Source organism: Bacillus sp. 01N45 (genome assembly GCF_056399205.1).
The window spans coordinates 187,912-212,439 of sequence record NZ_JBFTQW010000007.1 but is presented as its reverse complement, the minus strand read 5'-3'; the positions used below and the strand labels follow the sequence as shown (position 1 = coordinate 212,439).

The 24,528-nt window shown below is 36.7% G+C and carries 23 protein-coding genes and 1 riboswitch; of the genes, 12 read left to right on the top strand and 11 right to left on the bottom strand.

The features are described 5' to 3' along the window. Positions 1-47 precede the first annotated feature (47 nt). Positions 48-626 (top strand): TetR/AcrR family transcriptional regulator, encoded by a 579-nt coding sequence (locus tag AC1DMU_RS18230; RefSeq protein WP_001993037.1) that lies wholly within the window; start codon positions 48-50, stop codon positions 624-626. 210 nt (positions 627-836) lie between these two features. Then, positions 837-2,039: an MFS transporter gene (locus AC1DMU_RS18225; protein WP_088062081.1), complete on the top strand. Its 1,203-nt coding sequence runs from the start codon at positions 837-839 to the stop codon at positions 2,037-2,039. Positions 2,040-2,225: 186 nt separating this feature from the next. On the opposite strand, the gene AC1DMU_RS18220 is transcribed toward AC1DMU_RS18225, so the two are convergent. Beyond that, on the bottom strand, positions 2,226-2,564 hold the full coding sequence (locus tag AC1DMU_RS18220) for a winged helix-turn-helix transcriptional regulator (RefSeq protein WP_001059468.1): 339 nt from the start codon (positions 2,562-2,564) through the stop codon (positions 2,226-2,228). A gap of 166 nt (positions 2,565-2,730) precedes the next feature. Between AC1DMU_RS18220 and AC1DMU_RS18215 the strand changes: the two genes are divergently transcribed. Both AC1DMU_RS18215 and AC1DMU_RS18210 read left to right on the top strand, forming a co-directional pair. Continuing rightward, positions 2,731-3,270: an ester cyclase gene (locus AC1DMU_RS18215; RefSeq protein ID WP_088062083.1), complete on the top strand. Its 540-nt coding sequence runs from the start codon at positions 2,731-2,733 to the stop codon at positions 3,268-3,270. 19 nt (positions 3,271-3,289) lie between these two features. Next, the gene (locus tag AC1DMU_RS18210; RefSeq protein WP_088062085.1) at positions 3,290-3,835 is read left to right on the top strand and encodes an NAD(P)H-dependent oxidoreductase; all 546 of its coding nucleotides are present in this window, start codon (positions 3,290-3,292) and stop codon (positions 3,833-3,835) included. A gap of 120 nt (positions 3,836-3,955) precedes the next feature. Here AC1DMU_RS18210 and AC1DMU_RS18205 read toward each other — a convergent pair whose 3' ends face one another. The 6 genes from AC1DMU_RS18205 to gapN all read right to left on the bottom strand — a co-directional run bounded on the left by AC1DMU_RS18205 (position 3,956) and on the right by gapN (position 11,762). Next, on the bottom strand, positions 3,956-4,159 hold the full coding sequence (locus AC1DMU_RS18205) for a hypothetical protein (protein ID WP_001063864.1): 204 nt from the start codon (positions 4,157-4,159) through the stop codon (positions 3,956-3,958). Positions 4,160-4,397: 238 nt separating this feature from the next. Beyond that, on the bottom strand, positions 4,398-4,913 hold the full coding sequence (locus AC1DMU_RS18200) for a type 1 glutamine amidotransferase domain-containing protein (protein ID WP_088062087.1): 516 nt from the start codon (positions 4,911-4,913) through the stop codon (positions 4,398-4,400). A gap of 23 nt (positions 4,914-4,936) precedes the next feature. Beyond that, entirely contained in the window at positions 4,937-6,934 is a 1,998-nt protein-coding gene (locus AC1DMU_RS18195; RefSeq protein WP_142291679.1) for a catalase, read from the bottom strand. Between the two features lie 191 nt (positions 6,935-7,125). Continuing rightward, positions 7,126-8,325 carry an ABC transporter permease gene (locus AC1DMU_RS18190; RefSeq protein ID WP_088062089.1) on the bottom strand — a complete coding sequence of 400 codons (1,200 nt, stop codon included), beginning with the start codon at positions 8,323-8,325 and terminating at the stop codon, positions 7,126-7,128. A 60-nt stretch (positions 8,326-8,385) separates the two neighbouring features. Continuing rightward, positions 8,386-9,810, bottom strand: a complete 1,425-nt coding sequence (locus tag AC1DMU_RS18185) for an amino acid permease (RefSeq protein ID WP_088062091.1) — start codon at positions 9,808-9,810, stop codon at positions 8,386-8,388. A 146-nt stretch (positions 9,811-9,956) separates the two neighbouring features. Continuing rightward, positions 9,957-10,144: riboswitch (Lysine riboswitch) on the bottom strand. Positions 10,145-10,322: 178 nt separating this feature from the next. Beyond that, complete coding sequence (gapN, locus tag AC1DMU_RS18180) at positions 10,323-11,762, bottom strand: NADP-dependent glyceraldehyde-3-phosphate dehydrogenase (protein ID WP_088062093.1); 1,440 nt, start codon at positions 11,760-11,762, stop codon at positions 10,323-10,325. A 585-nt stretch (positions 11,763-12,347) separates the two neighbouring features. Between gapN and AC1DMU_RS18175 the strand changes: the two genes are divergently transcribed. The 5 genes from AC1DMU_RS18175 to AC1DMU_RS18155 all read left to right on the top strand — a co-directional run bounded on the left by AC1DMU_RS18175 (position 12,348) and on the right by AC1DMU_RS18155 (position 18,628). After that, the gene (locus AC1DMU_RS18175; protein WP_088062095.1) at positions 12,348-14,114 is read left to right on the top strand and encodes an ABC transporter ATP-binding protein; all 1,767 of its coding nucleotides are present in this window, start codon (positions 12,348-12,350) and stop codon (positions 14,112-14,114) included. After that, positions 14,111-16,111, top strand: coding sequence for an ABC transporter ATP-binding protein (locus AC1DMU_RS18170; RefSeq protein WP_088062097.1), 2,001 nt, complete (start codon positions 14,111-14,113; stop codon positions 16,109-16,111). Before AC1DMU_RS18175 ends, AC1DMU_RS18170 begins: the two co-directional genes overlap by 4 nt. A 271-nt stretch (positions 16,112-16,382) precedes the next feature. After that, positions 16,383-17,180, top strand: a complete 798-nt coding sequence (locus AC1DMU_RS18165) for an amino acid ABC transporter substrate-binding protein (protein WP_000732834.1) — start codon at positions 16,383-16,385, stop codon at positions 17,178-17,180. Then, the gene (locus AC1DMU_RS18160) at positions 17,167-17,865 is read left to right on the top strand and encodes an amino acid ABC transporter permease (RefSeq protein WP_033657688.1); all 699 of its coding nucleotides are present in this window, start codon (positions 17,167-17,169) and stop codon (positions 17,863-17,865) included. The genes AC1DMU_RS18165 and AC1DMU_RS18160 overlap by 14 nt, the downstream gene beginning before the upstream one ends. Positions 17,866-17,893: 28 nt before the next feature. After that, on the top strand, positions 17,894-18,628 hold the full coding sequence (locus tag AC1DMU_RS18155) for an amino acid ABC transporter ATP-binding protein (RefSeq protein WP_000623593.1): 735 nt from the start codon (positions 17,894-17,896) through the stop codon (positions 18,626-18,628). Between the two features lie 51 nt (positions 18,629-18,679). Here the strand turns inward: AC1DMU_RS18155 and sasP are convergent, their stop codons facing one another. Beyond that, positions 18,680-18,883 (bottom strand): small acid-soluble spore protein, SasP family, encoded by a 204-nt coding sequence (gene sasP, locus AC1DMU_RS18150; protein ID WP_000013339.1) that lies wholly within the window; start codon positions 18,881-18,883, stop codon positions 18,680-18,682. A 438-nt stretch (positions 18,884-19,321) separates the two neighbouring features. Between sasP and AC1DMU_RS18145 the strand changes: the two genes are divergently transcribed. Beyond that, positions 19,322-19,567: a hypothetical protein gene (locus tag AC1DMU_RS18145; protein WP_088062099.1), complete on the top strand. Its 246-nt coding sequence runs from the start codon at positions 19,322-19,324 to the stop codon at positions 19,565-19,567. A 16-nt stretch (positions 19,568-19,583) separates the two neighbouring features. Here the strand turns inward: AC1DMU_RS18145 and AC1DMU_RS18140 are convergent, their stop codons facing one another. Beyond that, positions 19,584-21,044 carry a YheC/YheD family endospore coat-associated protein gene (locus AC1DMU_RS18140; RefSeq protein ID WP_088062101.1) on the bottom strand — a complete coding sequence of 487 codons (1,461 nt, stop codon included), beginning with the start codon at positions 21,042-21,044 and terminating at the stop codon, positions 19,584-19,586. A gap of 20 nt (positions 21,045-21,064) precedes the next feature. After that, entirely contained in the window at positions 21,065-22,117 is a 1,053-nt protein-coding gene (locus AC1DMU_RS18135; RefSeq protein WP_088062103.1) for a YheC/YheD family protein, read from the bottom strand. Positions 22,118-22,251: 134 nt separating this feature from the next. Between AC1DMU_RS18135 and AC1DMU_RS18130 the strand changes: the two genes are divergently transcribed. After that, positions 22,252-23,388, top strand: coding sequence for a DUF445 domain-containing protein (locus tag AC1DMU_RS18130; protein ID WP_142291680.1), 1,137 nt, complete (start codon positions 22,252-22,254; stop codon positions 23,386-23,388). A 143-nt stretch (positions 23,389-23,531) separates the two neighbouring features. After that, the gene (locus AC1DMU_RS18125; RefSeq protein ID WP_088062107.1) at positions 23,532-23,888 is read left to right on the top strand and encodes a YlbF/YmcA family competence regulator; all 357 of its coding nucleotides are present in this window, start codon (positions 23,532-23,534) and stop codon (positions 23,886-23,888) included. A gap of 42 nt (positions 23,889-23,930) precedes the next feature. Here the strand turns inward: AC1DMU_RS18125 and AC1DMU_RS18120 are convergent, their stop codons facing one another. Continuing rightward, on the bottom strand, positions 23,931-24,527 hold the full coding sequence (locus AC1DMU_RS18120; RefSeq protein ID WP_088062109.1) for an NDxxF motif lipoprotein: 597 nt from the start codon (positions 24,525-24,527) through the stop codon (positions 23,931-23,933). Between the last annotated feature and the right edge of the window lies 1 nt (position 24,528).

The window sequence follows — 24,528 nt, the reverse complement described above, 5'->3', positions numbered from 1 at the left end:
TTATAAAATGAGTGACAGTCATTCAATATGTGTGTGAAAGGGTTTAGATGATGAATAAAAAAGAAAAAATTGTCTATGCAGCTATTGAAGTGTTTCAGGAAAAGGGCGTTGAAAAAACGAAGATTTCTGATATCGTGAAATTGGCTGGCATTGCACAAGGAACTTTCTATTTATATTTTCCTTCTAAGTTATCTGTTATGCCTGCAATAGCAGAAGTGATGGTTGAAAAGATGATACTTGCAGTGAAAGAAAAAGTGCAAAATGATGCGCCTTTCTCAAGTAAAGTGACGCAAGTAATAGATGCGGTGTTTCACTTTATAGCGGAATATCGTGAAATACAAGCTTTAATGTATGCGGGTCTTGCATCTACAGAACATATAAAAGAATGGGAAGCTGTGTATGAGCCTCTTTATATGTGGCTAAGCGAGTTTTTAAGTGCGGCGAAAGAAGCTGGTGAAATTCGTGATTCGGTTCACGCGGAAAGAACGGCTAAGTTATTTATCGCTCTTGTTGAATCTGCAGCGGAACAAGTTTATTTATATGACCATAAAGATGATGAGCAAGTCGAGCTACAAAAGGCAGAAGTACTAGATTTTTTAACACATGCACTACATATAAAGAAGTAGTAAGATGAACCTGTCTGAAAAGGTAGGTTCATTTTTGAGGAAAACTGAATGATAGTCATTCACCTAATGCGTATGTATGTGTGGAAGGATAGAGTGAAATTCTAATGAGTGGGGCATCTCTACTCATGATTAGCCCACAAATAGCAGGATAAAGAAAAAGCTTCTTGGGCATTATTTTTTTGAGGAACTTACGGGAAGAGGTGTTAAAAAGTGAAGAAACCGATAAAAGAACAAAAGATGGTATTGGTCATTCTTTTGAGTAATATATTTATCGCTTTTTTAGGGATTGGATTAATCATTCCGGTTATGCCGTCTTTTATGAATGACATGAATTTAACAGGTAAGACGATGGGTTATCTCGTTGCAGTATTCGCAATGGCTCAGCTCATTACGTCACCTATTACAGGCCGGTGGGTCGATCTTTACGGTAGGAAGAAAATGATCATCATTGGATTATTTATTTTTGGTGTTTCAGAACTTCTTTTTGGATTAGGAAAAGATGTGTGGATGCTTTATGCAGCACGGGTGTTAGGCGGAATTAGTGCGGCGTTTATTATGCCTGGTGTTACGGCATATGTTGCGGATATTACATCTATGCAGGAACGTCCAAAAGCGATGGGGTATTTATCAGCAGCGATTAGTACGGGTTTTATTATAGGACCTGGAATTGGCGGATTTATTGCAGAGTATGGTATACGTGTGCCGTTTTTCGTTGCAGCAGCAATTGCCTTTATAGCATGTGTAATTTCGATCTTTATTTTAAAAGAACCGTTAACGAAAGAAGAACTTGCAGAGATTTCTGCTAACACGAAAGAATCAAGTTTTATTGGTGATTTAAAGAAATCATTACATCCAATGTATGCAATTGCATTTATTATCGTATTTGTACTCGCATTCGGATTATCAGCGTATGAAACTGTGTTTAGTCTATTTTCTGATCATAAGTTTGGATTCACACCGAAAGATATTGCGGCAATTATTACGATTAGCTCCATCTTTGGGGTAGTTGTGCAAGTATTTATGTTTGGTAAATTGGTTGATATGTTCGGTGAAAAAGTGTTGATTCAAATATGTTTAATTGTAGGTGCAGTATTAGCGTTTGTTTCAACTGTAGTCTTTAATTATTGGATTGTACTTCTCGTTACTTGCTTCATTTTCCTAGCATTCGATTTGCTTCGTCCAGCTTTAACGACGTTTTTATCAAAAGCAGCTGGAAAAGAGCAAGGATTCGTTGCTGGTATGAACTCGACTTATACGAGTTTAGGAAATATCGCAGGACCAGCGATGGGCGGAATATTATTTGATATGAATATTCATTATCCATATGCATTTTCAGGAGTTGTTTTAATAGTTGGTCTCGGCATTACGTTTATGTGGAGAGAGAAACAGCTAGCTGAAAGTTTTGCGAAGTAATAAAACCCCTTACGACGGTAAGGGGTTTTTGTTTTATCCCGCTTTAATTGGCAGTAAGACCCCCACCTCAAAATTCACTGAAAGCAAAGAATTTAGGTGGGGGATCAACTGCCCATAAAAGTCCGATTGGTGAGGGCTGATAATCAGTGGGGGATGAAGAAAACCCCCACTGATTAAAGTTTCACTTTATAAGCTTAATCCAAACCGTTTTAATTCAATGAAAATCCCCTCTAATTGCTTTCCTTTATCCGTTAATGTGTACTCTACACGAGGCGGAACTTCTGGATATACTTTTCTCGTTATAATACCTTGAGATTCTAATTCTTTTAGGCGAAGTGATAATGTTTTCGGACTAATCCCGTCCATTGATTTTTGTAAATCACTAAAGCGTAATGTTCCTTCGATAAGAAGGTCGCGAATGATTAAAAACGTCCATTTTGTACGAATTACGTCAAGTGTTTTAGCGATAGGACAAGGTATGCCAGGTAAACCTTTCGTTAATTCAACTGGATCTATATTGTTCATGGAACTAGCCTCCATAAAATTTTTTTGGATGAATTTGCTTTATAGTATCACAAAACTATACTTTTGGTAACTATATGAAAAAAATATCACTACTTCCATAAAGAAAGTTAGTGCATATACAATAGCAATACGAAATACAAAGGGTTTGTATGAGGAGGTGATTTTCATGGGGATGAAAAAGTTGTTTGGGTTCTTTAGTTTGTTTGTTATTTGTATTGTACTTGTAGCATGTAGCGGGGAACAAAAAACGGAAATCCAGTTATTAAAAGAAATGCCGAAGCCAAAAGCAATGACAATTGATCCCTCACTAAGTAAAAAGGAAGCGACCGAAATGGTTCATGCAGCGCAGCGTTTTTATGCATTTTGGGATACAGGTAAGGAGGAACTTATTCTGCAAACTGTTTCTGAAAATTTTTCCGATAATACATTGCCGAAAGGGCGACCACAAGGCACTGAAGGATTAAAGTTTGCGGCACAAAATTTTCGTAAAGTCGTTCCTAATATACATTGCGAGATTGAAGATTTATTAGTCGTCGGTGATAAAGTAACAGCTCGTCTTTCTTTTACAGGAACGCATAAGGATAAGAAAATCAATTTTTTTGCAATTGATATTTTACATGTGAAAGACGGAAAGATAACGGAAGACTGGCATTTAGAAGATAATCTTACGCTGAAACAGCAACTGGGGTTAATAGCCGAGGAGTAAAATAAGGGAGAGAAAAGCGATGAAAAATATATTCATTATAAATGGACATGAAAAATACGGTACAAAGGAAGGCAGATTAAATAAAACGTTAGTTGATTATATGATAACTGTATTAAGCGAGAAGCATCATGTGAAAACAACAACGATTCAAGATGGCTACAATATTAAGGAAGAGCAAGAGAAGTTTTTATGGGCCGATGTTGTGATTTATCAAACACCGATTTACTGGTTTAGTGTACCGGGCTTATTTAAAACGTATATGGATGAAGTATATGAATATGGTTTGTTCTTTAAAGGTGCTGATGAATATGGAACAGGTGGTTTATTAAAAGAGAAGCAGTATATGTTTTCTACAACTTGGAATGCACCTGAAAAGGCATTTGGAGATAAGACGAAGTTCTTTGAAGGGGAAAGTTTAGAGTCAACGCTTAGCCATTTACACCGCGTGCAAAAGTTTCTTGGCATGAGTCCGTTAAAGAGCTTTGCTTGTTATGATGTGGTGAAGAATCCTACAATTGATAAGTATTTAGAGAACTTGAAGAATCATTTAGAAGAAATCATTTAATAATTACAGCCATCCCCATATTTAATGCGGGGATGGTTGTATCCATAATTTCGCAAAATTTGCCCAGCCGAATGAATCAATTGTTACATTTTTTAAAGAAGAAGGGTATGTTTTTTCTTTTTAAAACGGATCAACTTCAGCTAAATTTGGAGTAGTACTAGGCTGTAGCAAAAGATTTTTTAACGTTCCTACTTCAGAAAGAGCTACTAATATGTAGCCACTAATCAGTACAATAAGCCCAATGACGCGTAACGTTTGTAAGCTTACTTCATTATTATTCGTTTCCGTTGGATTTGGGGGCGTTGAAGGTGGATTATTGTTCATAGCTAGGCTCCCATCTTTTTTTATTTATATATGTGTAAAATTATTATTTAACTTATGGATAGGAATCGTATAGTCATTTTCACTATATGAGAAATGCCTATGAAAAGTGATTAGAAATTTGGGGACGAAGAAGGGAGGAATCCACAGGTCATTAAAAATGATATTCCTTTTTAATTTTCATACAAATAAAAAGGTTAACCAAAGTAGCTAAACAGCTATTTTGGCTAACCTCTAATAACTATCCTAGTATACGCAACGATTCTTCAATAAACGCTGGGATGTCCTCCGGTTGTCTACTTGTTACTAGCTGATTTTGGCATACGACAACCTCTTTGTCATGGAAATTTCCACCGGCATTTTTTAAATCGACCGAAATGGATTTATATCCAGTCACATCACGTCCTTCAAGCGTTTGGGCAGTGATGAGTAATTGGGGGCCGTGACAAATAGCAAAAACAGGTTTTTTCGCATCCATAAATGCTTTGCTAAAGCGAACGAAACGTTCATCTGCACGAAGTATATCTGGGGAAAATCCGCCTGGTATGAAGAGGGCATCAAAGTTCTCTGGAGAAACATCATCGATACCTTTATCAATTACAACTTCACTTTTTCCTTGTTTACCGTGTACCGTTTTACCTTTTTCTGCTTCAATAGTTGTTAATTCATATCCCTTTTGTTTAAAAGCTTCTGCTGGCTCTGTGTATTCTGTGTCCTCAAAATAATCTGTTATTAAAGTAGCAATTTTTTTACTCATTCTAATCCGCTCCTTACATTATATTATCGGTTCCAGAATCGTCCTTGGGCAATGCCTTCTATAAATGATTCAATTGAAGTATCTGTTAAGTTGTAAACTCCTGCTTCATCCAGTTTAACCTTACTATGGTCTAAAGCATGAGGGTCGCTAAGGACATAGGCTATCGGTTTAAAGTGTTTAAAAGTAGTTTCTGCAAATTCTAAAACAGGGGGTTTAATGACAGATTCACTACTAAACACTAAGACTGCATCAAAAAGTGAGGAGTCTGCTGTTGTATAAGTATCCGTTACTTTAATAGAATCATTGAAATGATGAATTTTATTATCTATGATGCCATAGTTAATTCGGTGCTGTGCAAAAGCTTGAATCCATTCGAACAGAAGGGAAATGCTTGGATCGCCATTTAATAGAATTGCCACATTTTTGGAATCAGCTTTAAAAATAGTATTGGACATGCTGAGTGCAGGTGATTTTGCATCCGAATTTATTTCTTGATTTTCCTTAGGCAAGGGAGCTCCAATCATGTTAGCGACTTCCTTTGCTAATTGACGATCGACGTGGTTTAAAAGAGCAATTACATTTGCCTTCACCATGTCTGATTTGCACTTCCCAACTTCAAAGCAAAATGCGTCTTTTATGTGCTGCTTTTCAATAGCATTCATACTATTGTAGAAAAGTTTAGCCTGAGAATAAAAGTTAAGGAAGCTTTTACTGCGCCCCCTAATTTTATGTCCATCAACCTTTTCTTGATAATGTTCATATCCGCCCTGTTCGGCTTGGACGGTTGCTGGTTGATTGTTATTTAAGCCATTAGGATGATAGCTTGTTTGACCGCGATGAATCTGCATTTGATGCATACCATCACGTTGATTATTATGAAAAGGACATACAGGCTGGTTAATAGGAATTTGGTGGAAATTAGGACCTCCTAAACGAGATAATTGTGTATCTGTATAGGAGAACAATCTTCCTTGCAGAAGAGGATCATTTGAAAAATCAATACCTGGTACGACATGGCCAGGGTGAAAAGCTACCTGTTCCGTTTCGGCAAAGAAGTTATCAACATTTTTGTTCAGTGTCATTTTACCAACTAGTTTTACAGGAACTTCTTCTTCAGGCCATAGTTTCGTTGGATCTAAAATATCAAAATCAAATGCATGCTCATCTTCTTCCGGAATTAACTGTAATCCAAGCTCCCATTCCGGATAATCGCCTTTTTCAATTGCTTCGTATAAATCTTGACGATGGAAATCAGGATTTTTCCCAGCAATCCTTTGAGCCTCATCCCATACTAATGAATGAACCCCTAGGGTAGGTTTCCAGTGAAACTTTACGAAGTGGGCTTTTCCTTCTTTATTAATAAGTCGAAATGTATGAACTCCAAAACCTTCCATCATTCGTAAACTACGCGGAATTGCGCGATCACTCATCTGCCACATAACCATATGAGTAGACTCGGGATTATGCGCAACAAAATCCCAAAATGTATCATGAGCACTAGCTCCCTGAGGAATATCATTATGTGGCTCTGGTTTAACTGCATGTACAAAATCAGGAAATTTAATAGCATCTTGGATAAAGAATACTGGCATATTATTACCTACTAAATCATAGTTACCTTCATCTGTATAAAATTTTGTGGCAAATCCGCGCACATCTCTTACTGTGTCATTGGATCCTTTAGAGCCTTGAACGGTCGAGAACCGTACAAATACAGGTGTTTTTTTTGAAGGGTTAGTAAGAAAATCTGCTTTTGTATATGCCTCTAAAGATTCATAAAGCTGAAAATAACCATGTGCGCCAACTCCGCGCGCATGAACAATCCTTTCAGGAATTCGTTCATGATCAAAGTGGGTCATTTTCTCGCGAAAGTGGAAATCCTCCATTAAGGTTGGGCCTCTTAAGCCCATCTTTAAAGAAAATTCATCCTCGGCTATTTTTACTCCTTGGTTTGTTGTTAAAGCATGTTTGCATTGATTATCTGTAATGTGATGTTCCAATTGCTCCATTTTCTTATTCACAATATAGGCACCTCCTTTGCCCTGTTAATTTAATACATACCCTTTTTATTAGGACGTAAACATGTATTATCGTTTTTATATGTAAAATTATAAAATATCGATTGTGCCGATGATTCTTGTTTGAGGAGGAAAAATAAAAAAGCCAAGGAGAGAATTTATTTTCTCCTTGGCTTTTATGATAATCCCTTTCGTTAAAACGAGGAAACGCGTTGCTTCGTTTTTGGTACAATAATACATTTGATCCAGAGTAACCCGACAATCATAATGATAAGGCTATGTAAAAATTGACTTGTAGCAATGAGTATAACAATTGAAAATACAATGAGTTGAATGCTTAGCAATATAAAGATTAAGTGAAGAAATTGATTCATTCGTTTCTCAGTATCAATTGGATATAATGCTACAATAATATTTCCCGAAAAATATTTCCACAGGGAACGGAGCTGCATAGAAATCATATATAGGACGATGTAAGCGATAGCGCCTTTTACGTATATGTTTGGTATAAAATATAAGGCGAAGGCACCGATCAACCCTAAACGAATATATATACCGAAATAATCATTCCCACGTAAAAATGCCAGTGTATGTAAATAGAAGAAAGTTGCTTGTTTTTTATGTAATAAAGGTTCAATCCAATTTGTAAGCCATTTTCTTTTATTTACTTGCTTATTTAGTTGTGGAACATCGGTGAAAATGCTAGCAAATTGATAAAAACGAACGTTCATTTTTTCTTCTTGCTCGATTATGTAATCCCACGGTATTCGTTTTGTAGGCTGTTTTTTCGTGTATAGAAGTAGGAAAGCAAGTAGTAAGAGCAATCCGCCTAATATGAGAACATGTGCCGAGTAAAATAGCATGTAAATGATTAGGGCGTTACAAGTAATACGAATAATGAACCATATGTTTTTTTCATGACTATCACGCCACATCCAATGTGTATATATATTCCAAGCTTTCGTAATCATTAAAACGATAAAGATTGTACATAAGAAAGGTACAGTTAATTGTAATGATTGCAGTGCAAGTGGAACGAGAATAAGGAACGTAAATAATAATGGGAAAAGCTGAATGATGTAATTATATAGAAGAGATTTTTTAAAATAAGACGTTAGTTTCTCTTCTAATGCAAGCAAATAGACAGCATCAGGTTTTTGAATAAATGTACGGATCGGGCATCTCGTTATAATGAATGTAAGTACAATCGTGATAAGTAGTAAAGATATTCCTTTAGAAGGAGATGCTTTTAGAAACTGAGCATAGTAATATGCGCCAACGCATGAAATAAAGATAAAGCTATATAGTAAACCGTTAATCATACGTGCAAAGTATGTAATGATATTTTGAATATGTTGTTGGAAGCGACTGCTCCATAGTGATTCGATTGACATGTTTTTCACCTCTTTGTTCTATTATATATGTTTTACAAAAGAAAAAACGAGCAAATTGCGTTATGCAACTTGCCCGTTTTTCTTTTCGTTATTTTTTTTCTCATCACGATTCATTAATGGATAGAAAGCAAATCCGATTACGAATAAACCAATTCCGAGAAGGAACGTTTTTATATCGGATGCGCCGGTTTTAATAACCCATAGTGCGTAGCAAAGTGCGATTACTGCTACTATGCCATCTGTAATTCTTGCCCGCATTTCATTTTTATATGTTTCACCAGTTGCGACTAGTTTTAACTGGAAGATTGGTGAAACGAGATATGGAATGAGGTAGGCTAGTGTTGATACGGTAATAACGAATGTATAAGCTTCCGCAATTGTTCCGGATAGTGTTGAGAATAAGAACACTTGCGACATAATGTTTGTTAATCGTAATGAGTAAATTGGACTTCCTTTTTTATTTGTTTTCGTAAAGAAGGAAGGGAAGAAACCTTCTTTTGCAGCTTGATATGGTACTTCTGAGCTTAATAAAATCCAGCCCAAGATAGAACCGAATAGGGAAGTAAGAGCAAGTAATGCCATCAGTTTCCCGCCGCCATGCCCCATTGCAGCGTTTAATGCGTCTGCTAATGGACGTTCAGAAGCTTGTAATTTATCAACGTGAAGGACACCCATTGTTAAAATTGTAATTCCTAAGTAAATCGCAACTGTAATAAGTAATCCCGCAACTGTTGCGCGTTTTACTGTTTTAGGAGAGGTAGCACGGTTTGATAAAAGTACTGCTGATTCAATTCCGATAAATGCCCAAAGTGTTGTAAGAGCGGCTAAATTTACTTGTGAAAGAAGGCCGTGTGATACACCTGATTTATCGATCATCGGTGTGTACCATTGTCCAAACTTAGAAGCCTCGAATGCAAATAACGTAACGACGATGAATAAAAGGAATCCTGTTACTTTCGTTGTTGTTGCTAAGAAGTTTAGTTTTCCAGCTCCGCTTACACCGTTTGTTAATATAATATGAGTTCCCCAAAGTAAGATGGAACAAATCGTAAATGTAATTAGTTTTCCGACTTCTATGTTAAAAGAACCGATTGAAAATAGTAGTCGTGTATCTTTCATAATTGGGAAGAAGAGTGATAAATATCCCGCGAAAGATGTAATGATGGCAACGTTACTTGCCCAGTTTGCAACCCAATATCCCCATACCATACTGAAACCAGCCATTTTTTTCTTTTTTGGTGTTGAGAATAAAGCATATGCATGACTTTGTGGTCCTGTCGTTAAATCAGGACGACGAATTGCTAAATTACCGAAAACAAGAGCTAGCATTAAAACACCAAACCCTGTTGTTAACCAAGCTAAAGTGACACCGAGAGGGCTTGCTGTTTGTGCCAACGTACTTGGCACCATGAAAATACCAGCGCCAACCATGTTACCGACAACGAAAGCTGTTAGTACCCAAAAGCCCCATTTTTTTTGTTGCATAGAAAATACCTCCAAAGTTAGTATAACCAAGTCAAGCGAGGAGATATGTATGTCTTCTTAGTAGAGAAGAGAAGTCCCAAACAAAACAAAAAAAGCACGTAATTTGCCGCTACATGCTTTCTATCTTATAAGAAACCCACGACATACCTCTCGATAGCTCTCCACAAACGAAACGTTTCGTTTGTGACAGTTCTGCACTTATTAAATGCAGACCCAGCAAGCGTGCATGGTGGACACGGGCTTACTTCGGCAATCATTCCTTTCTCATTCCTTCATCAATGCCACTACATCTCCTGAAATGATACTTTTAATGACTGCAACCTCTACCTCACCGAGATACGAATGAGGATTTAAATATTAAATTAACGTCTTTAAGAGTAACAAATGAATTTTTATACGTCAATGGATATAGTAATAATCAGATTATAGAGAAGAGTTTGTGATTAGGAATGAATAATTATTTGATATAAAAAGAAGCTGATCTAAAACTAGATCAGCTTCTACATATAAGATTAAACGAAGTTTAATACAGTTACTTTTTCACGTGTCATAGACTCAAGGCTCTTACGAATACCTTGTGCGCCCATACCTGAACCTTTTACACCGATGAATGGGAAGTGGTCAGGGCCGCGCTCTGTACGTCCGTTAATTTGAACAGAACCAGTTTCGATTTTGTTAGCAATTGCAAATGCTTTGTTAATGTCTTTTGTGAAGACACTTGCTTGTAAGCCGAACTCTGATTTGTTAGCAATTTCAATTGCTTGCTCATCTGAAGAAACACGGATGATTGGAAGGATTGGGCCGAATGGCTCTTCCCAAGCAACTTTCATTTCTTCTGTTACGTGGTCGATTAATGTTGGGTAAATTAAGTTACGCTCACGTTTGTTACCGATAATAATTGTTGCACCTTTTTCTACAGCGTCGTCAACTAAACCTTGAACGAAGTCAGCAGACTTGTCGTCGATTAATGGAACGATTGTGCTATCTTGTTCTGGAGATCCAACTGATAGTTCAGCTACTTGCGCTTTTAATAAGCTAACAAGCTCATCTGCTACGTTTTCGTGTACAAGTACACGTTTAATAGCTGTACAACGTTGACCAGAGTAAGAGAATGCACCGCTTACGATATGGTTTGCAGCATCTTGTAAGTCAGCATCTTCACGAACGATACCAGGGTCTTTACCACCAAGTTCTAATACAAGTGGAATCATTGCAGCTTTTTTCGCTAAATGTTTACCTGTATTTGTACCACCTGTGAACGATACCATATTGATGCCTTCGTGTTCTACTAAGTAGTCACCAATTACAGAACCACGTCCTGTAGCTACGTTTACAAGACCTTTTGGAAGGCCAGCTTTATGTAGTGCTTCAACCATTTTAATACCACTAATTGCACCTTGAGTTGCTGGTTTGAAAATAACAGCGTTACCCATAATTAATGCTGGTGCAAGTTTTGCAGCAGATAAGTTTACTGGGTAGTTAAATGGTGCGATTGCTAATACAACACCAAGTGGTGCGCGTTGGATGATCGCAAGTTTAGATTTCGTTCCGCCAGGGAAGCTATCGCCCAGCATGCTTTCTCCGTGCATATGAAGAGCTTCTTCAATTGTGTAACGAATGAAATCAGCTGTACGAACAACTTCTTTCTTCGCATCTTTATATCCTTTACCGACTTCTTTCATAATGATATCGGCAATTTCATCTTGCATATTTACGAGCTCATCAGCCCATTTATATAAATATTTTGCGCGATCTTGTAGAGAAGCTTCCGCCCATGATTTTTGAGCTTCTTTTGCAGATGTAATTGCTTCATCTACTTCTCCGCGAGTAATTGCTTGTACTTGTCCAATTACTTCGTGTAAGTATGGAGATGGAATTTCGATTGTTTCTCCTGAAGAGCTTTCTCTCCATTCTCCGTCTAAATAAAATTTGTACGTATTGCTAGTTGTCATGATTAGTCCTCCTAAAATAGCAACTTGTAAGAGTGAGTATAAGGTGATTGTAGGGTGTTTGATAACATTTTTCAAATGAAATGTTTGTGAAAACGATTTCTTATTCTTTTTTTATTTTGTATGCCCTTTCTTACAGAAGATTCCCTTATTTCAAAATGATGTAGCGTATATTTTTATTCATTGTGTAAAAAAACAATTGACAGAATACTCAATAAAGTTGTAAGATTATAAATGGAAAATAAATGAAGGGGGTGTGCGTAATGATTGTAATCGTAAATGTGATGGGCTTAGCTCTGTTAAATGGCAGAAAACATTCATATCATTACGCAACCCGTGCGGATATATAAGGCATCTTTGTCTTATAAAAAGCGTACGTTGCGTATATCGTAACGTACGCTTTTATGCATTTTTGTGCATATCGTCAAGCGGCGGTATGCTTTTTTTTGTTTTCCACATTACTATATAAAATTTTGGAAGGTGGAAAAATGTGATGAGATTGTATGGATTACGAAATGTAAATGTGATGGATCTGGATAGTGGGTAAAGAAATGGGAGTGAAACGAGAACGAGAAGGGAGAGGTTACATTGTTATCAGTATTACTAAAGTTAAAATGGTTTTTTAAAGAGCATTGGAAGAGATATAGTATCGCCATTGGAGCTCTTTTAATTGTAAATATAGTTGAAGTCATTCCCCCGAAAGTGTTAGGGGTTACGATTGATAATATAAAAACAGGAACGTTAACGAATGCAGCGATTATGCAATTTATTCTTATTTTAATAGGGGTTACGGTAATTGGATATGGTCTTACTTTCGTTTGGCAACATCAATTGTTTGGGGGAGCATTCGTACTGGAGAAGACGATGCGCTCTAAATTTATGGGGCATTTACTTAAGATGACACCGACGTTTTATCATAAAAATCGTACTGGTGATTTAATGGCGAGAGCGACAAATGATTTAAAAGCAATTGCTATGACAGCTGGTTTCGGTATATTAACGCTCGTGGATTCGAGTTTATATATGCTTACGATTGTCTTTATGATGGGATTTACAATTAGTTGGGAGCTTACATTTGCGGCACTTATACCGCTTCCGATTATGGCGTATGCGATGAACATATATGGAAAGAAATTGCATGAGAGATTTACAGTTGCGCAAGATGCGTTCGGAGATATGAATGATAAAGTACTTGAATCGATCGCTGGTGTGCGCGTTATTCGTGCATACGTACAGGAAAATGCAGATGTGGGAAGGTTTCATCATTTAGGAGATGACGTCTACGAAAAAAATATGAAAGTAGCAAGAATTGATGCATTATTCCAGCCGACGGTGAAAATGCTTGTTGGCCTTAGTTATTTAATCGGTTTAGTGTACGGCGCATATCTTGTATTTCAATCAAAGGTGACACTTGGTGAACTTGTTTCATTTAACGTGTATTTAGGGATGATGATTTGGCCGATGTTTGCAATTGGCGAATTAATTAATGTTATGCAAAGAGGAAATGCTTCGCTAGACCGTGTGAATGAAACGTTAGCGTATGAACCAGATGTCAAGGATCCGAAAAATCCAAAGCTTGTACAAGAGCCGGATTATATTCAGTTCGATGACGTTACCTTTTCATATCCTTCATCAACTGAAACAAATTTAAAAAAGGTTTCATTTACATTAAAACAAGGGGAAACGCTTGGGGTTGTTGGAAAAACAGGAAGCGGAAAAACGACGCTCGTACGCCAGCTTCTTCGTCAATACCCACTTGGAGATGGGGATATTGCAGTCTCTGATGTGACGTTAGATAACATAACGAATGAAAATGTACTCGGATGGATTGGGTATGTACCTCAGGAACATATTTTGTTCTCAAAAACAGCGAGGGAAAATATTTTATTCGGAAACCGAGAAGCGACTGAAGAAGAACTCGAGAAAGCGATTGAAATTGCGGCGTTTACAAAGGATTTAGAGTTTTTACCAGAAGGGTTAGAAACGCTCGTTGGAGAGAAAGGTGTTTCTTTATCGGGAGGGCAAAAACAAAGGATCTCGATTGCGCGAGCTGTTATTCAAAATCCGGAAATATTAATTTTGGACGATTCTTTATCAGCTGTTGATGCTCGTACGGAAGCAGCAATCATTGAAAATATAAGAACAGAAAGAAGCGGAAAGACGACAATTATTACGACGCATCGTTTATCTGCCGTACAACATGCGGATTGGATTCTCGTTATGGATGAAGGTGAAGTAATGGAAGAGGGTACGCATGAACAGCTTATTCAAAGCGGAGGCTGGTATGCGGAGCAGTTTGAAAGACAACAAGGTGAAAGTGAAAGTGAAAGTGCGGATAGTGGGGTGAAAATATGAGTGTTTCAAAACGATTGTTTCAATATGCGATGAAAGTGAAAGGGACGATTTTTGCAGCGATGCTAATGTTGTTTATTTTCGTCATCGCAGAGCTTGCTGGTCCTTTCGTCGCGAAAACGATGATTGACGATCATATCGTTGGAATAGAGAAACCGTGGTATGAAACAGAAAAGAGTGAAGAGGCTGTTTCGTATAATGGCACCTTCTATAAGCGAAGTGATCGCTTTGGAGAAGGGGAGAAAAAAGGAAAAGAAGTACGTGTGATGCAAGTTGGTTTTCAATATTATTTTGTACCGAATAAAGTAAATCTGGAAGGGTCACGTACTGTAAAAGATGATATGATTACCGTCCAAAATGGTAAGGCAGTGCAAGTGTATAAAGCGAAATCATTAACGAAAGAAGAAGTGTTTGCGTTTTATAAACCAGAAATAAACCCCCTATTATTACTTGGTGGTGGTTATTTCGCTTTATTAGTAGTTGTCTCATTATTTGCATACGGAAAGCAATTTTTCCTACAGAAGGCAGCGAACAAAATTATTCAAATTATGAGGGAAGATGTCTTTTCTCATATTCAAACGTTGCCGATTCGTTATTTCGATCATTTACCAGCAGGGAAAATTGTATCGCGTGTAACGAATGATACGGAAGCCATTCGTGATTTATACGTAACGGTACTGGCGACATTCGTTTCTAGTATCATTTATATTATTGGGATATTCGCTGCGCTATTTTTACTCGATGTAAAATTGGCGACGTTATGTTTACTTATTATCCCGATTTTAATTGTTTGGGCAATTCTTTATAGAAAGTATGCGTCTGTATACAATCATAAAATGCGCTCACGTTTATCTGATATTAACGGAACAGTGAATGAATCTATTCAAGGGATGCCGATTATTCAAGCGTTTCGTCAAGAGCGTGAAACGAAGAAAGAGTTTGAAGAATTAAATGGCGATTATTTTAAATATCAAAATAAAATTTTGAATTTAAATGCAGCAACTTCTCATAATTTAGTGTCTGTATTAAGAAATATCGCTTTCACAGGTGTGATTTGGTACTTCGGTGGTGCTTCATTAAGTGCTTCAGGCGTCATTTCTCTAGGGATACTGTATGCGTTCGTTGATTATTTAACACGATTGTTCTCGCCAATTACAAATATGGTAAATCAGCTTGCTAACTTAGAACAATCGCGTGTTGCATCAGAACGTGTTTTTGAATTGTTAGAGGAAAAAGGGGAAGCAGTAGAAGAGGAACGTATGCCTCGCTTACAAGGAAATGTAAAGTTTGATAATGTGTCGTTTTCTTATAATGGAAAAGATGAAGTGCTAAAAAATATTTCTTTTGAAGCGAAACAAGGAGAGACAGTGGCACTTGTCGGTCATACTGGATCAGGAAAAAGTTCCATTATGAATGTACTCTTCCAGTTTTACGAGTTTGAAAAAGGGAAGCTTACGATTGATGGTCACGATGTAAAAGAGATGCCGAAACAAGCAACGCGTGAACATATGGGAATCGTACTGCAAGATCCGTTTTTATTTAGCGGGACGGTCGCTTCTAATGTAAGCTTAGAGAATGAAAAAATTTCAGAAGATCGCATCGTAAAAGCATTGCGTGATGTTGGTGCTGAACGGTTTGCGAACAATATAGATGAAGAAATTACGGAGAAAGGAAGCACACTTTCAACCGGAGAACGTCAGCTTATTTCGTTTGCTAGAGCACTCGCTTTTGATCCAGCCATTTTAATTTTAGATGAAGCAACGTCTAGTATTGATACAGAAACAGAGGCGATGATCCAACAAGCGTTAGAAGTTGTGAAAAAAGGAAGAACGACATTTATTATCGCTCACCGTCTTTCAACAATTAAAAGCGCAGATCAAATTATTGTGCTTGATAGAGGAACGATTTTAGAAAAAGGCTCTCATGATGAACTAATGAAAAAGCGTGGGCGTTATTACGATATGTACAAAACGCAAATGGAAGGAAACCAGAGCGCTTAATATGTATGGAGGAGAACTTGTGATTTTCACAAGTTCTTTTTTAGTGAATCAGGGCTGTTAAATAAGAAGTATTGTTTTACCTTTTTCTTTATAAATGCTATATTAAAAAATGTTACTTATTTTTTGTATGTAGCGTTATTTTCCCCTTTTGTTTGATTATGAAGAAAAAGGATAAACTAAATAAGAACATTTTCATTGAAAAATTGTTCAAGATTGCATACAATCAATATAGTTTTTAAATTCCTATCAGAATACTTGGAGGATTACCATTATGAAAAAATTATTTTCAGTACTTGCAGTAACTACATTAGCAATCGGGATTGTAGCGGGCTGCGGTAAAGAAGAGAAAAAAGATACAGCTAATCAAGATGCGTTACAAAAGATAAAACAAAGTGGTGAACTTGTAATTGGAACAGAAGGTACATATCCACCGTTCACATTCCACGATTCAAGTAATAAATTAACTGGATTTGACGTTGAATTAGCAGAGGAAGTTGCAAAACGTTTAGGAGTAAAACCTGTATTTAAAGAAACACAATGGGATAGCTTACTTGCTGGTTTAGATGCAAAACGTTTCGACATGGTTGCGAATGAAGTTGGTATTCGTGAAGATCGTCAAAAGAAATATGACTTCTCTAGCCCATATGTTTCATCTTCAGCGGTATTAGTTATTGCGAAGGATAAAGATAAACCTGCTACATTTGCTGATGTAAAAGGATTAAAAGCAGCACAATCTTTAACAAGTAACTATGCAGATATTGCTAAGAAAAATGGTGCGGAAATCACGAATGTAGAAGGCTTTAGCCAAGCTGCAGAATTATTAAACACTGGCCGTGTTGATTTCACAATTAATGATAAATTATCAGTGTTAAATTATTTAGAAACGAAAAAAGATGCAAAAATTAAAATTGTAGATACAGAAAAAGAAGCGTCACAAAGTGGATTCTTATTCCGTAAAGGTAGTGACAAGCTAGTACAAGAAGTAAATAAAGCGTTAGAAGATATGAAAAAAGATGGTACGTACGATAAAATAGCGAAAAAATGGTTCGGTGAAAATGTATCTAAGTAGTGCGTTGGTTTCAGATCGATTGTCTACTTGGATAGATATTATGCAGTCTTCCTTCATGCCTATGCTGAAGGAAGCTGTGTTTACGACAATTCCATTAACGCTTATTACATTTATTATCGGGATTATACTTGCGACGTTAACAGCGCTTGCACGTATTTCAGGTAGTCGTATTTTACAATGGATTGCTCGTATCTATGTATCTATCATTCGCGGAACGCCACTTCTTGTACAGTTATTTATTATTTTCTATGGTCTTCCAACTCTTAATATTGAAGTTGAGCCATATACAGCAGCAGTTATTGGATTTTCGTTAAATGTTGGTGCGTATGCATCTGAAATTATTCGTGCTTCTATCCTTTCAATCCCGAAAGGACAGTGGGAAGCAGCTTACACAATTGGGATGACATACCCGCAAGCATTAAAACGTGTTATTTTACCGCAGGCAACGCGAGTATCTATTCCGCCGCTTTCGAATACATTTATTAGTTTAGTGAAGGATACTTCATTAGCATCGTTAATTTTAGTAACAGAAATGTTCCGAAAAGCGCAGGAAATTGCGGCAATGAACTATGAGTTTTTAATTGTTTATTTCGAAGCAGGTCTAATTTATTGGGCAATTTGCTTCTTATTATCTATTGTGCAACAAATATTAGAAAAACGTTCAGAACGTTACACTCTAAAATAACCCTTTCATAAAAGGAGTTTTTGTTTTTATGATTTCAATTCAACATTTACAAAAAAGTTTCGGAGATAATACCGTACTAAAACATATAGATTTATCAGTTGAGAAGGGGGAAGTTGTTGTTATTATCGGCCCATCTGGATCTGGTAAAACGACATTCCTGCGTTGTCTCAACGTGTTAGAAACGCCGAACGCTGGTAATATTCGCATCGGTAATAAAGAGCTCGACTTCTCTCAAAAAGTATCGAAGAAAGATATTGTCAATCTTCGTACGCAAACAGGTATGGTATTCCAGCACCATAATCTATTTCCGCATTTAACAGCACTTCAAAATGTAATGGAAGGGCTCGTTACAGTGAAAAAGATGGGGAAAGAAGAAGCGAAGAAAAAAGCAAACTATTTCCTTGAAAAAGTTGGTCTTGCGGATAAAGTAGACTTATATCCGTTCCAATTATCAGGCGGACAACAACAGCGCGTTGGAATTGCTCGCGCGCTTGCGATGGAGCCGGAAGTGTTACTATTTGATGAGCCGACGTCAGCACTTGATCCTGAACTCGTTCAAGAAGTTCTGAAAGTAATGAAAGAACTTGCTAAAGAAGGCATGACGATGGTCATTGTAACGCACGAAATGCGTTTTGCGCATCAAATTGCGAACCGCGTTATTTTCATGGATGGCGGTGTCGTTGTCGAACAAGGTACACCAGAAGATGTATTTACAAATCCAAAAGAAGAACGCACGAAGAAGTTTTTACAAATGTTGCAGTAAATGAAGGAAGGTCTCAAGGCATATGCCTTGAGACCTTTTTGCCATATATATTTATTTTTGGAATCCGCCAAGGCTTTGCTCAGCCATTGCAACTAGACGTTTTGTAATTTCTCCACCAACAGAACCGTTAGCACGAGCCGTAGAATCTGCTCCTAATTGTACACCAAATTCTTGAGCGATTTCGTACTTCATTTGGTCGATTGCAGCTGTTGCTCCTGGTACTACTAATTGATTTGAAGAATTTTGGTTTGCCATAGGAATATATCCTCCTTAGAGTTATAAAAATTTTTTTGGTTGGACTAGCTGGAGTTGAACCAGATTATCGCCCCGTTTGGCGCTAATCCATCGGTAATTAAGTTTGTACTCATAGTATGGATGTTACCTAGAAAGATATACGAAATAATAATTTGTAAATTTTGTAAAAAAATCTTAGTGATTTCGTAAATTATGAAATAAGAGTAATCGTTGTATTTTTTAGAAAGAAGGCTAAACTAAGAGCGATATGAAATATGTTTTTCTTTTTGTATCCCGCTATTGTGGGGCAAATCATTAACTTCTTATTTATGACTTACTAAAATTAAATCGGTAGCAACTTTATAGTTCTATTTTAAGTAGGGGGGACAGGACGCTCCTATGCACGGCTAGATGCTCTCTTCAATCTGCTTGTAAATGATAACGTATGGAGGAATCGTGATGGGAATTTGCCCGCTTTGCAACGCATTAGAATCACAAACATATTCTTGTCAAAATTGCCAAGGTATACTCCAAGATTATGGAAAAACTGTAGATTACATTGACGATTATAGTGCGTATATGGACCAAGAATTATTGAGTGCAGTAGATGGATTAACACATAATAATTCAAATGAATACTGCAATCATATTTTTTATTGCGGAGTATGTAACGTGGAAACAGAGGTTGTAGTGAAATTTGTGTAAATAGAAAACTTCCACCTTATGAATGAGGTGGAAGTTTTTGTTTTTGTATTTGTGAGTGAATCATAGGGGATGGGATATGTTCGGTGTTTGTTGGAGTTCCGGACTTTATTTGAGACATTTTTTCTTTTGCATCGCGTAAAGAATGTTCAGTTAAGTAGATGGCATATTCGTAAAATAATTGGCGCGTCAGTTCACTTTGTTCTTTTAACTTTTCATCTTGGAATACAGTTCGCCCAGGTTTAGAGTTTGCTTCAAAGAGCCACGGGTTTTCTTGCGTGTCTAAACCGATATCAAAACCAATTTCTCCAATATTTCCGGTTACTTGTTCATCGAGCGCGTAACTGATTTGTAAGGCTGTATGTTTTAATTTATTTTCAATTTGAACTTGTTTCGTTGAATCTGGAAAAAGTTCTTGCAGTAATTTTGTATCGCCACCGCTATTTACATGCGTTGTTAAGCTACCTTTGCCAGCAATTTTTGCAACGATTGCACTGACCATCCATTGGCCGAAATGATTTTTATTTGTATGAATGCGAAAATCAACAGGTTGCCCATCGAAGCGAAGTAAGGAAATACCTTGTTGTACGATAAACTTTTTTAAATCATGTCCTTTTAACACATGGTTCAGAAGCGTTTCTAATGATTGGTACTTTCTTAGTTTATTTTCTTCATTTTCGCGATAACGACAGTAGTAGCAATTCTCTGTTTGAGAGTAAAATATTTGATGAATGTTTCTCCCGAAGCTACCGTGTATCGGTTTCATGTAAACAGATTTATACGTGCCAAGAAAGCGTTCTACTTGTTCGAAATGTTGAAAAGCTTCCGTGTTTGGTAATAAGGGAGTAATGGATTCATCTTTCATAAGAAGTTGATGCACTTCCCATTTATTGAAAAAACCTGGGTTAAACCACGGAATGGAATAGTCATGCTCTAATTTTCTTTTTGCTCTTACGATCGGTTTATAATTTTCGGCTTTCCGATTTGGTAATCGATCATAAATGACATTCGGTAAAGGGACTTTTTTCTTAATCCACTGTTCCTCTTGAAAGAAATAACCTTCAATTGTTTCGTCTGCCCAGTTTATATGTTGCACACCAAAAACAAATACAAATGGTCGCAAGGTGAATGGTGGCGTTAGTAACTCGCTGAGAGAAGTTGAACGGTTTCCTAAAGGATTAGAAGAGTCATCGTTAAAACCAGTTGTGAAAATCCCGATTAATGGTCCGAAAATAATGGTTTCATTTTGCGTGAATGCATGGATAGTAGTGGAATGAGGAAGTAAAAGTTTCTCTGCAATTTGTTTTCCGATAATGATTTCGCGAGTAAAGGAATAATGAATTTTCACCTCTTCACTTGCAACATGGCGTACGCCGAAGGAAAGAGATGCAATTGGTGGTGTAATGGAAAAAATGTAAGGTAAAGTAATACTATTTGGATGCTCATTTGAAATGTTTAATGTATATATGTGCTCTTTCAAAATGGTGTTACCTCCTTTCATTATGGTGTGAAGCGACTAAACTTTAGTGGTCCGTGATATATTTTTTCGGCTAGTGCATCACTATGACGAATGTAATGTTCGTACGGGGGAATCGTGTTGACATACATAAGCCAAATTGCCCCTTTTTGATCCATAATAGTGGAAAGCTCTAGCTCGAATAACGAAGAATAAGATTCATCTAATGTTTGAAACACTTCATTGATAATGTCATGTAAAGCGTCTTGTAATAATTGTACACCGGTACTAGATAGTACGTATTTAATTTTTGAAAATGAATGCAGCGAGGAATCATCCGTTGCCGAAAGTAAAAGTTGATTCGGAAATGAGCTTTTTTGTATAAATTGGCCGATAGCAGTCCACTTCTGTTCTTTATTTTTTTGCAAAATGGTTCGAATATGGAGCGGGTATGTTAATTGATTTGGTGGTTGCAGCATTGTATGGGTGATGTAACGTGCTGATCGTATGTTAGATTTGTACCAAGATATAAATTCATCTGTCCGTTTGATTGGAGTAGAAGTATGATAGTCACCATTTATCGTATCGATATGAAACGTTTTGTTTTTATAAGTGATCCGGTACAGACTTTCATTGGAATGTGTGTTAGTAGGCCGTATAATAATATCTTTTGTTTTTAATAACAGTTTGAAAATGTTTTGTATCGTTGCTATTTCAAATTTTGGTATATAAGGAGATAATTTTTTATTCGTGAGAAATAAATCATGAAGTTCGCTTAAGTCAATGAGTGTGTTATTTAAAAAGGTAGTGGTAGGACGGTTGTGTAATGAGTGAATAATTGATTTTGCTTTGTTGAAGTCTGTTTCCTCGTTAAAAGAAGAACGATCGTAAATATAAGAAGGAATAGGGAATATTTGCTCTTTCCATTTTCCTGTATCTGTATCATAAATAAGACCAGAGACAAGGTCCGTTTTAGGATCAATACCAAATGGCGTAAACTGGGCCACGACATTATGATAAAGCCGAGCGCGTTTAGCGATTTCGGTGTAATACATTTGCTCATAATGAGGGTGAGAAGTTAAAATACCGAGAACCAACGAAATCACTCCTTTACTAACAAAATGTTGGCATAATAGGCATAGCTATATATTGCAAATACGTTTTTATACCATTATACTTTTGTCCGTATGATGATATGCTATAGTTTTGGAGAAGCGAAAGGTTGATTGTAATGAATATATGGTTAAGTATGTTAACGACGACAGGGCTCGGAGCGATTATTGGAGGATTTACAAATCATTTAGCGATAAAAATGTTATTTCGTCCTCATCGCCCTATTTATATTGGAAAATTTCAAGTTCCATTTACACCAGGGTTAATTCCGAAGCGCCGCGATGAACTTGCTGTTCAATTAGGGAAAATGGTTGTCGAACATTTGTTAACGCCAGAAGGAATCGGAAAGAAATTAACAAATGAAGAGTTTCAAAAAGGTTTAATTCAATGGACACAAGTAGAAGTGGATAAAGTAATTACGAATGAACAGTCGTTACGACATATGTTAGAAAAATGGAATGTAGTACATGTAGAAAAAGAGGCGACCGGGAAAATCGAACATGTGATTACAGAAAAAATAGAGGCATTTTTAGCAGAGTATTATACATATACATGGGAACAGGTTTTACCTCATTCTGTTCATGAAAAAATAGAGAATACAATCCCAAATGTCTCGGCATTTATTTTAGAGCGAGGAATTAGTTTCTTTGAGAGTGAAGAAGGGAAAGCACGTCTTTCAAAAATGATTGATGATTTCTTTGCTTCTAGGGGAACGCTACTTAACTTAGTCGGAATGTTTTTAGGGAATGTAAGTGTAGTGGATCGTGTGCAGCCAGAAGTCATTAAGTTTTTAGGGAAAGATGGAACAAAGCAGCTTTTAACTGACGTACTGCAAAAAGAGTGGGAAAAGTTAAAAGGAAGAGATGTAAAAGAAGTAGAAACGTTTGTAGAAAAAGAAATGATTGTAAGCTCCATATTGTCAGCGGTTAAAGTTGAAGAAACAGTGAGTAAATTTTTAAATCAATCTGTTCAGCAATTATGTGCGCCAGTTCGAGAAACAATCATTGAAAAAGTGCTTCCAAGCGCAGTAACGAAAGGCTTGAAGTGGGGAACAGAAAATGTAGAGAGTATACTAAACAATCTACATCTTGCGGAAATTGTCCAGCAAGAAGTGTCTACATTTTCAACAGAGAGACTAGAAGATTTAGTGCTGTCCATTACAAAAAATGAGCTGAAAATGATTACGTATTTAGGTGCATTATTAGGCGGAATGATTGGACTCGTGCAAGGGCTATTACTGTTGTTCCTTATGTAGTAAAGATAAGTACATAGAAATAAAAGTGAAATTTCTTCACATCTCTTGCATAGTTTGATATGGTAAGAAGAGGTGCGTATGTAAATGCACTTAAAAGGCGGTGCGCATGATAAGCGCTAGCCTTCTAAAGGAGGAAAAATAAAATGACAAAAAACATTCATGATGTTGCATATGAATTACAAAAAGCAATCGCTGAAAACGAAGATTTCCAAACATTAAAAGCAAGCTACGCAGCAGTACAAGGTGACGCAGCTTCAAAGAACTTATTCGATGAGTTCCGCACAATGCAACTTGGCCTACAACAAAAAATGATGCAAGGTCAAGAAATCACTGAAGAAGATAACCAAAAAGCACAAGAAGTTGTAGCTCGCATTCAACAAGATGCTAAAATCACAAAGTTAATGGAAACTGAACAACGTTTAAACCTTGTTATCACTGACGTTAACAAAATTATCATGAAGCCACTTGAAGAATTATATAACGCGCAACAACAAGCGTAATGAAGGAAGACGCCCCTCGGATAGGGGCGTCTTTTTTGTTTGTTATTTGTGGAAATACTCAGTCTCAATATTCTTCTCCTTCAAAAACTTTTCAATTTCTTTTTGCTTCCTACCATTCACTTTCTCAAAGCGTTTTGTAAAAGAAAAATCAGTTTTGAATAAGTTACCATTTTGAGCGAGTTTGTCTAGTTCTTGCTCTAGTTCTACTGAAAGTGCTGTAGACGCTGAAATGAATTCATACATTTTTTTCGAAGGTTTTTTGTAATCATCAGGGGTCGTATTGTTACTAATAAAATCATGAAAATTCGCATCATTTTGTTTTGCTAAATCTACAAGTTGTTGTAATTTCTTTCGGTCGGATTCCGTGACATTCTCATCAGACATGGCTGACGAAAGTTGAACGATGTTTTCGTATAACTCTCCGCTATAATCTAAATACGTTTTTATATTTTGTTTCATTTCATCTTCATTAATAATTTCATTCTTTTTTGAGGAACTAAATATAGTTTCTGGAATTTTTATCGTTACATCTTTAATAGATTGCACAGCGTTTTCTTCCTTATGTTGTGCACTGTTTGAACAAGCTGATAGCAATAAAATTGTAAGTAACATGAGTAGATATAAAGTATACTTCTTCATT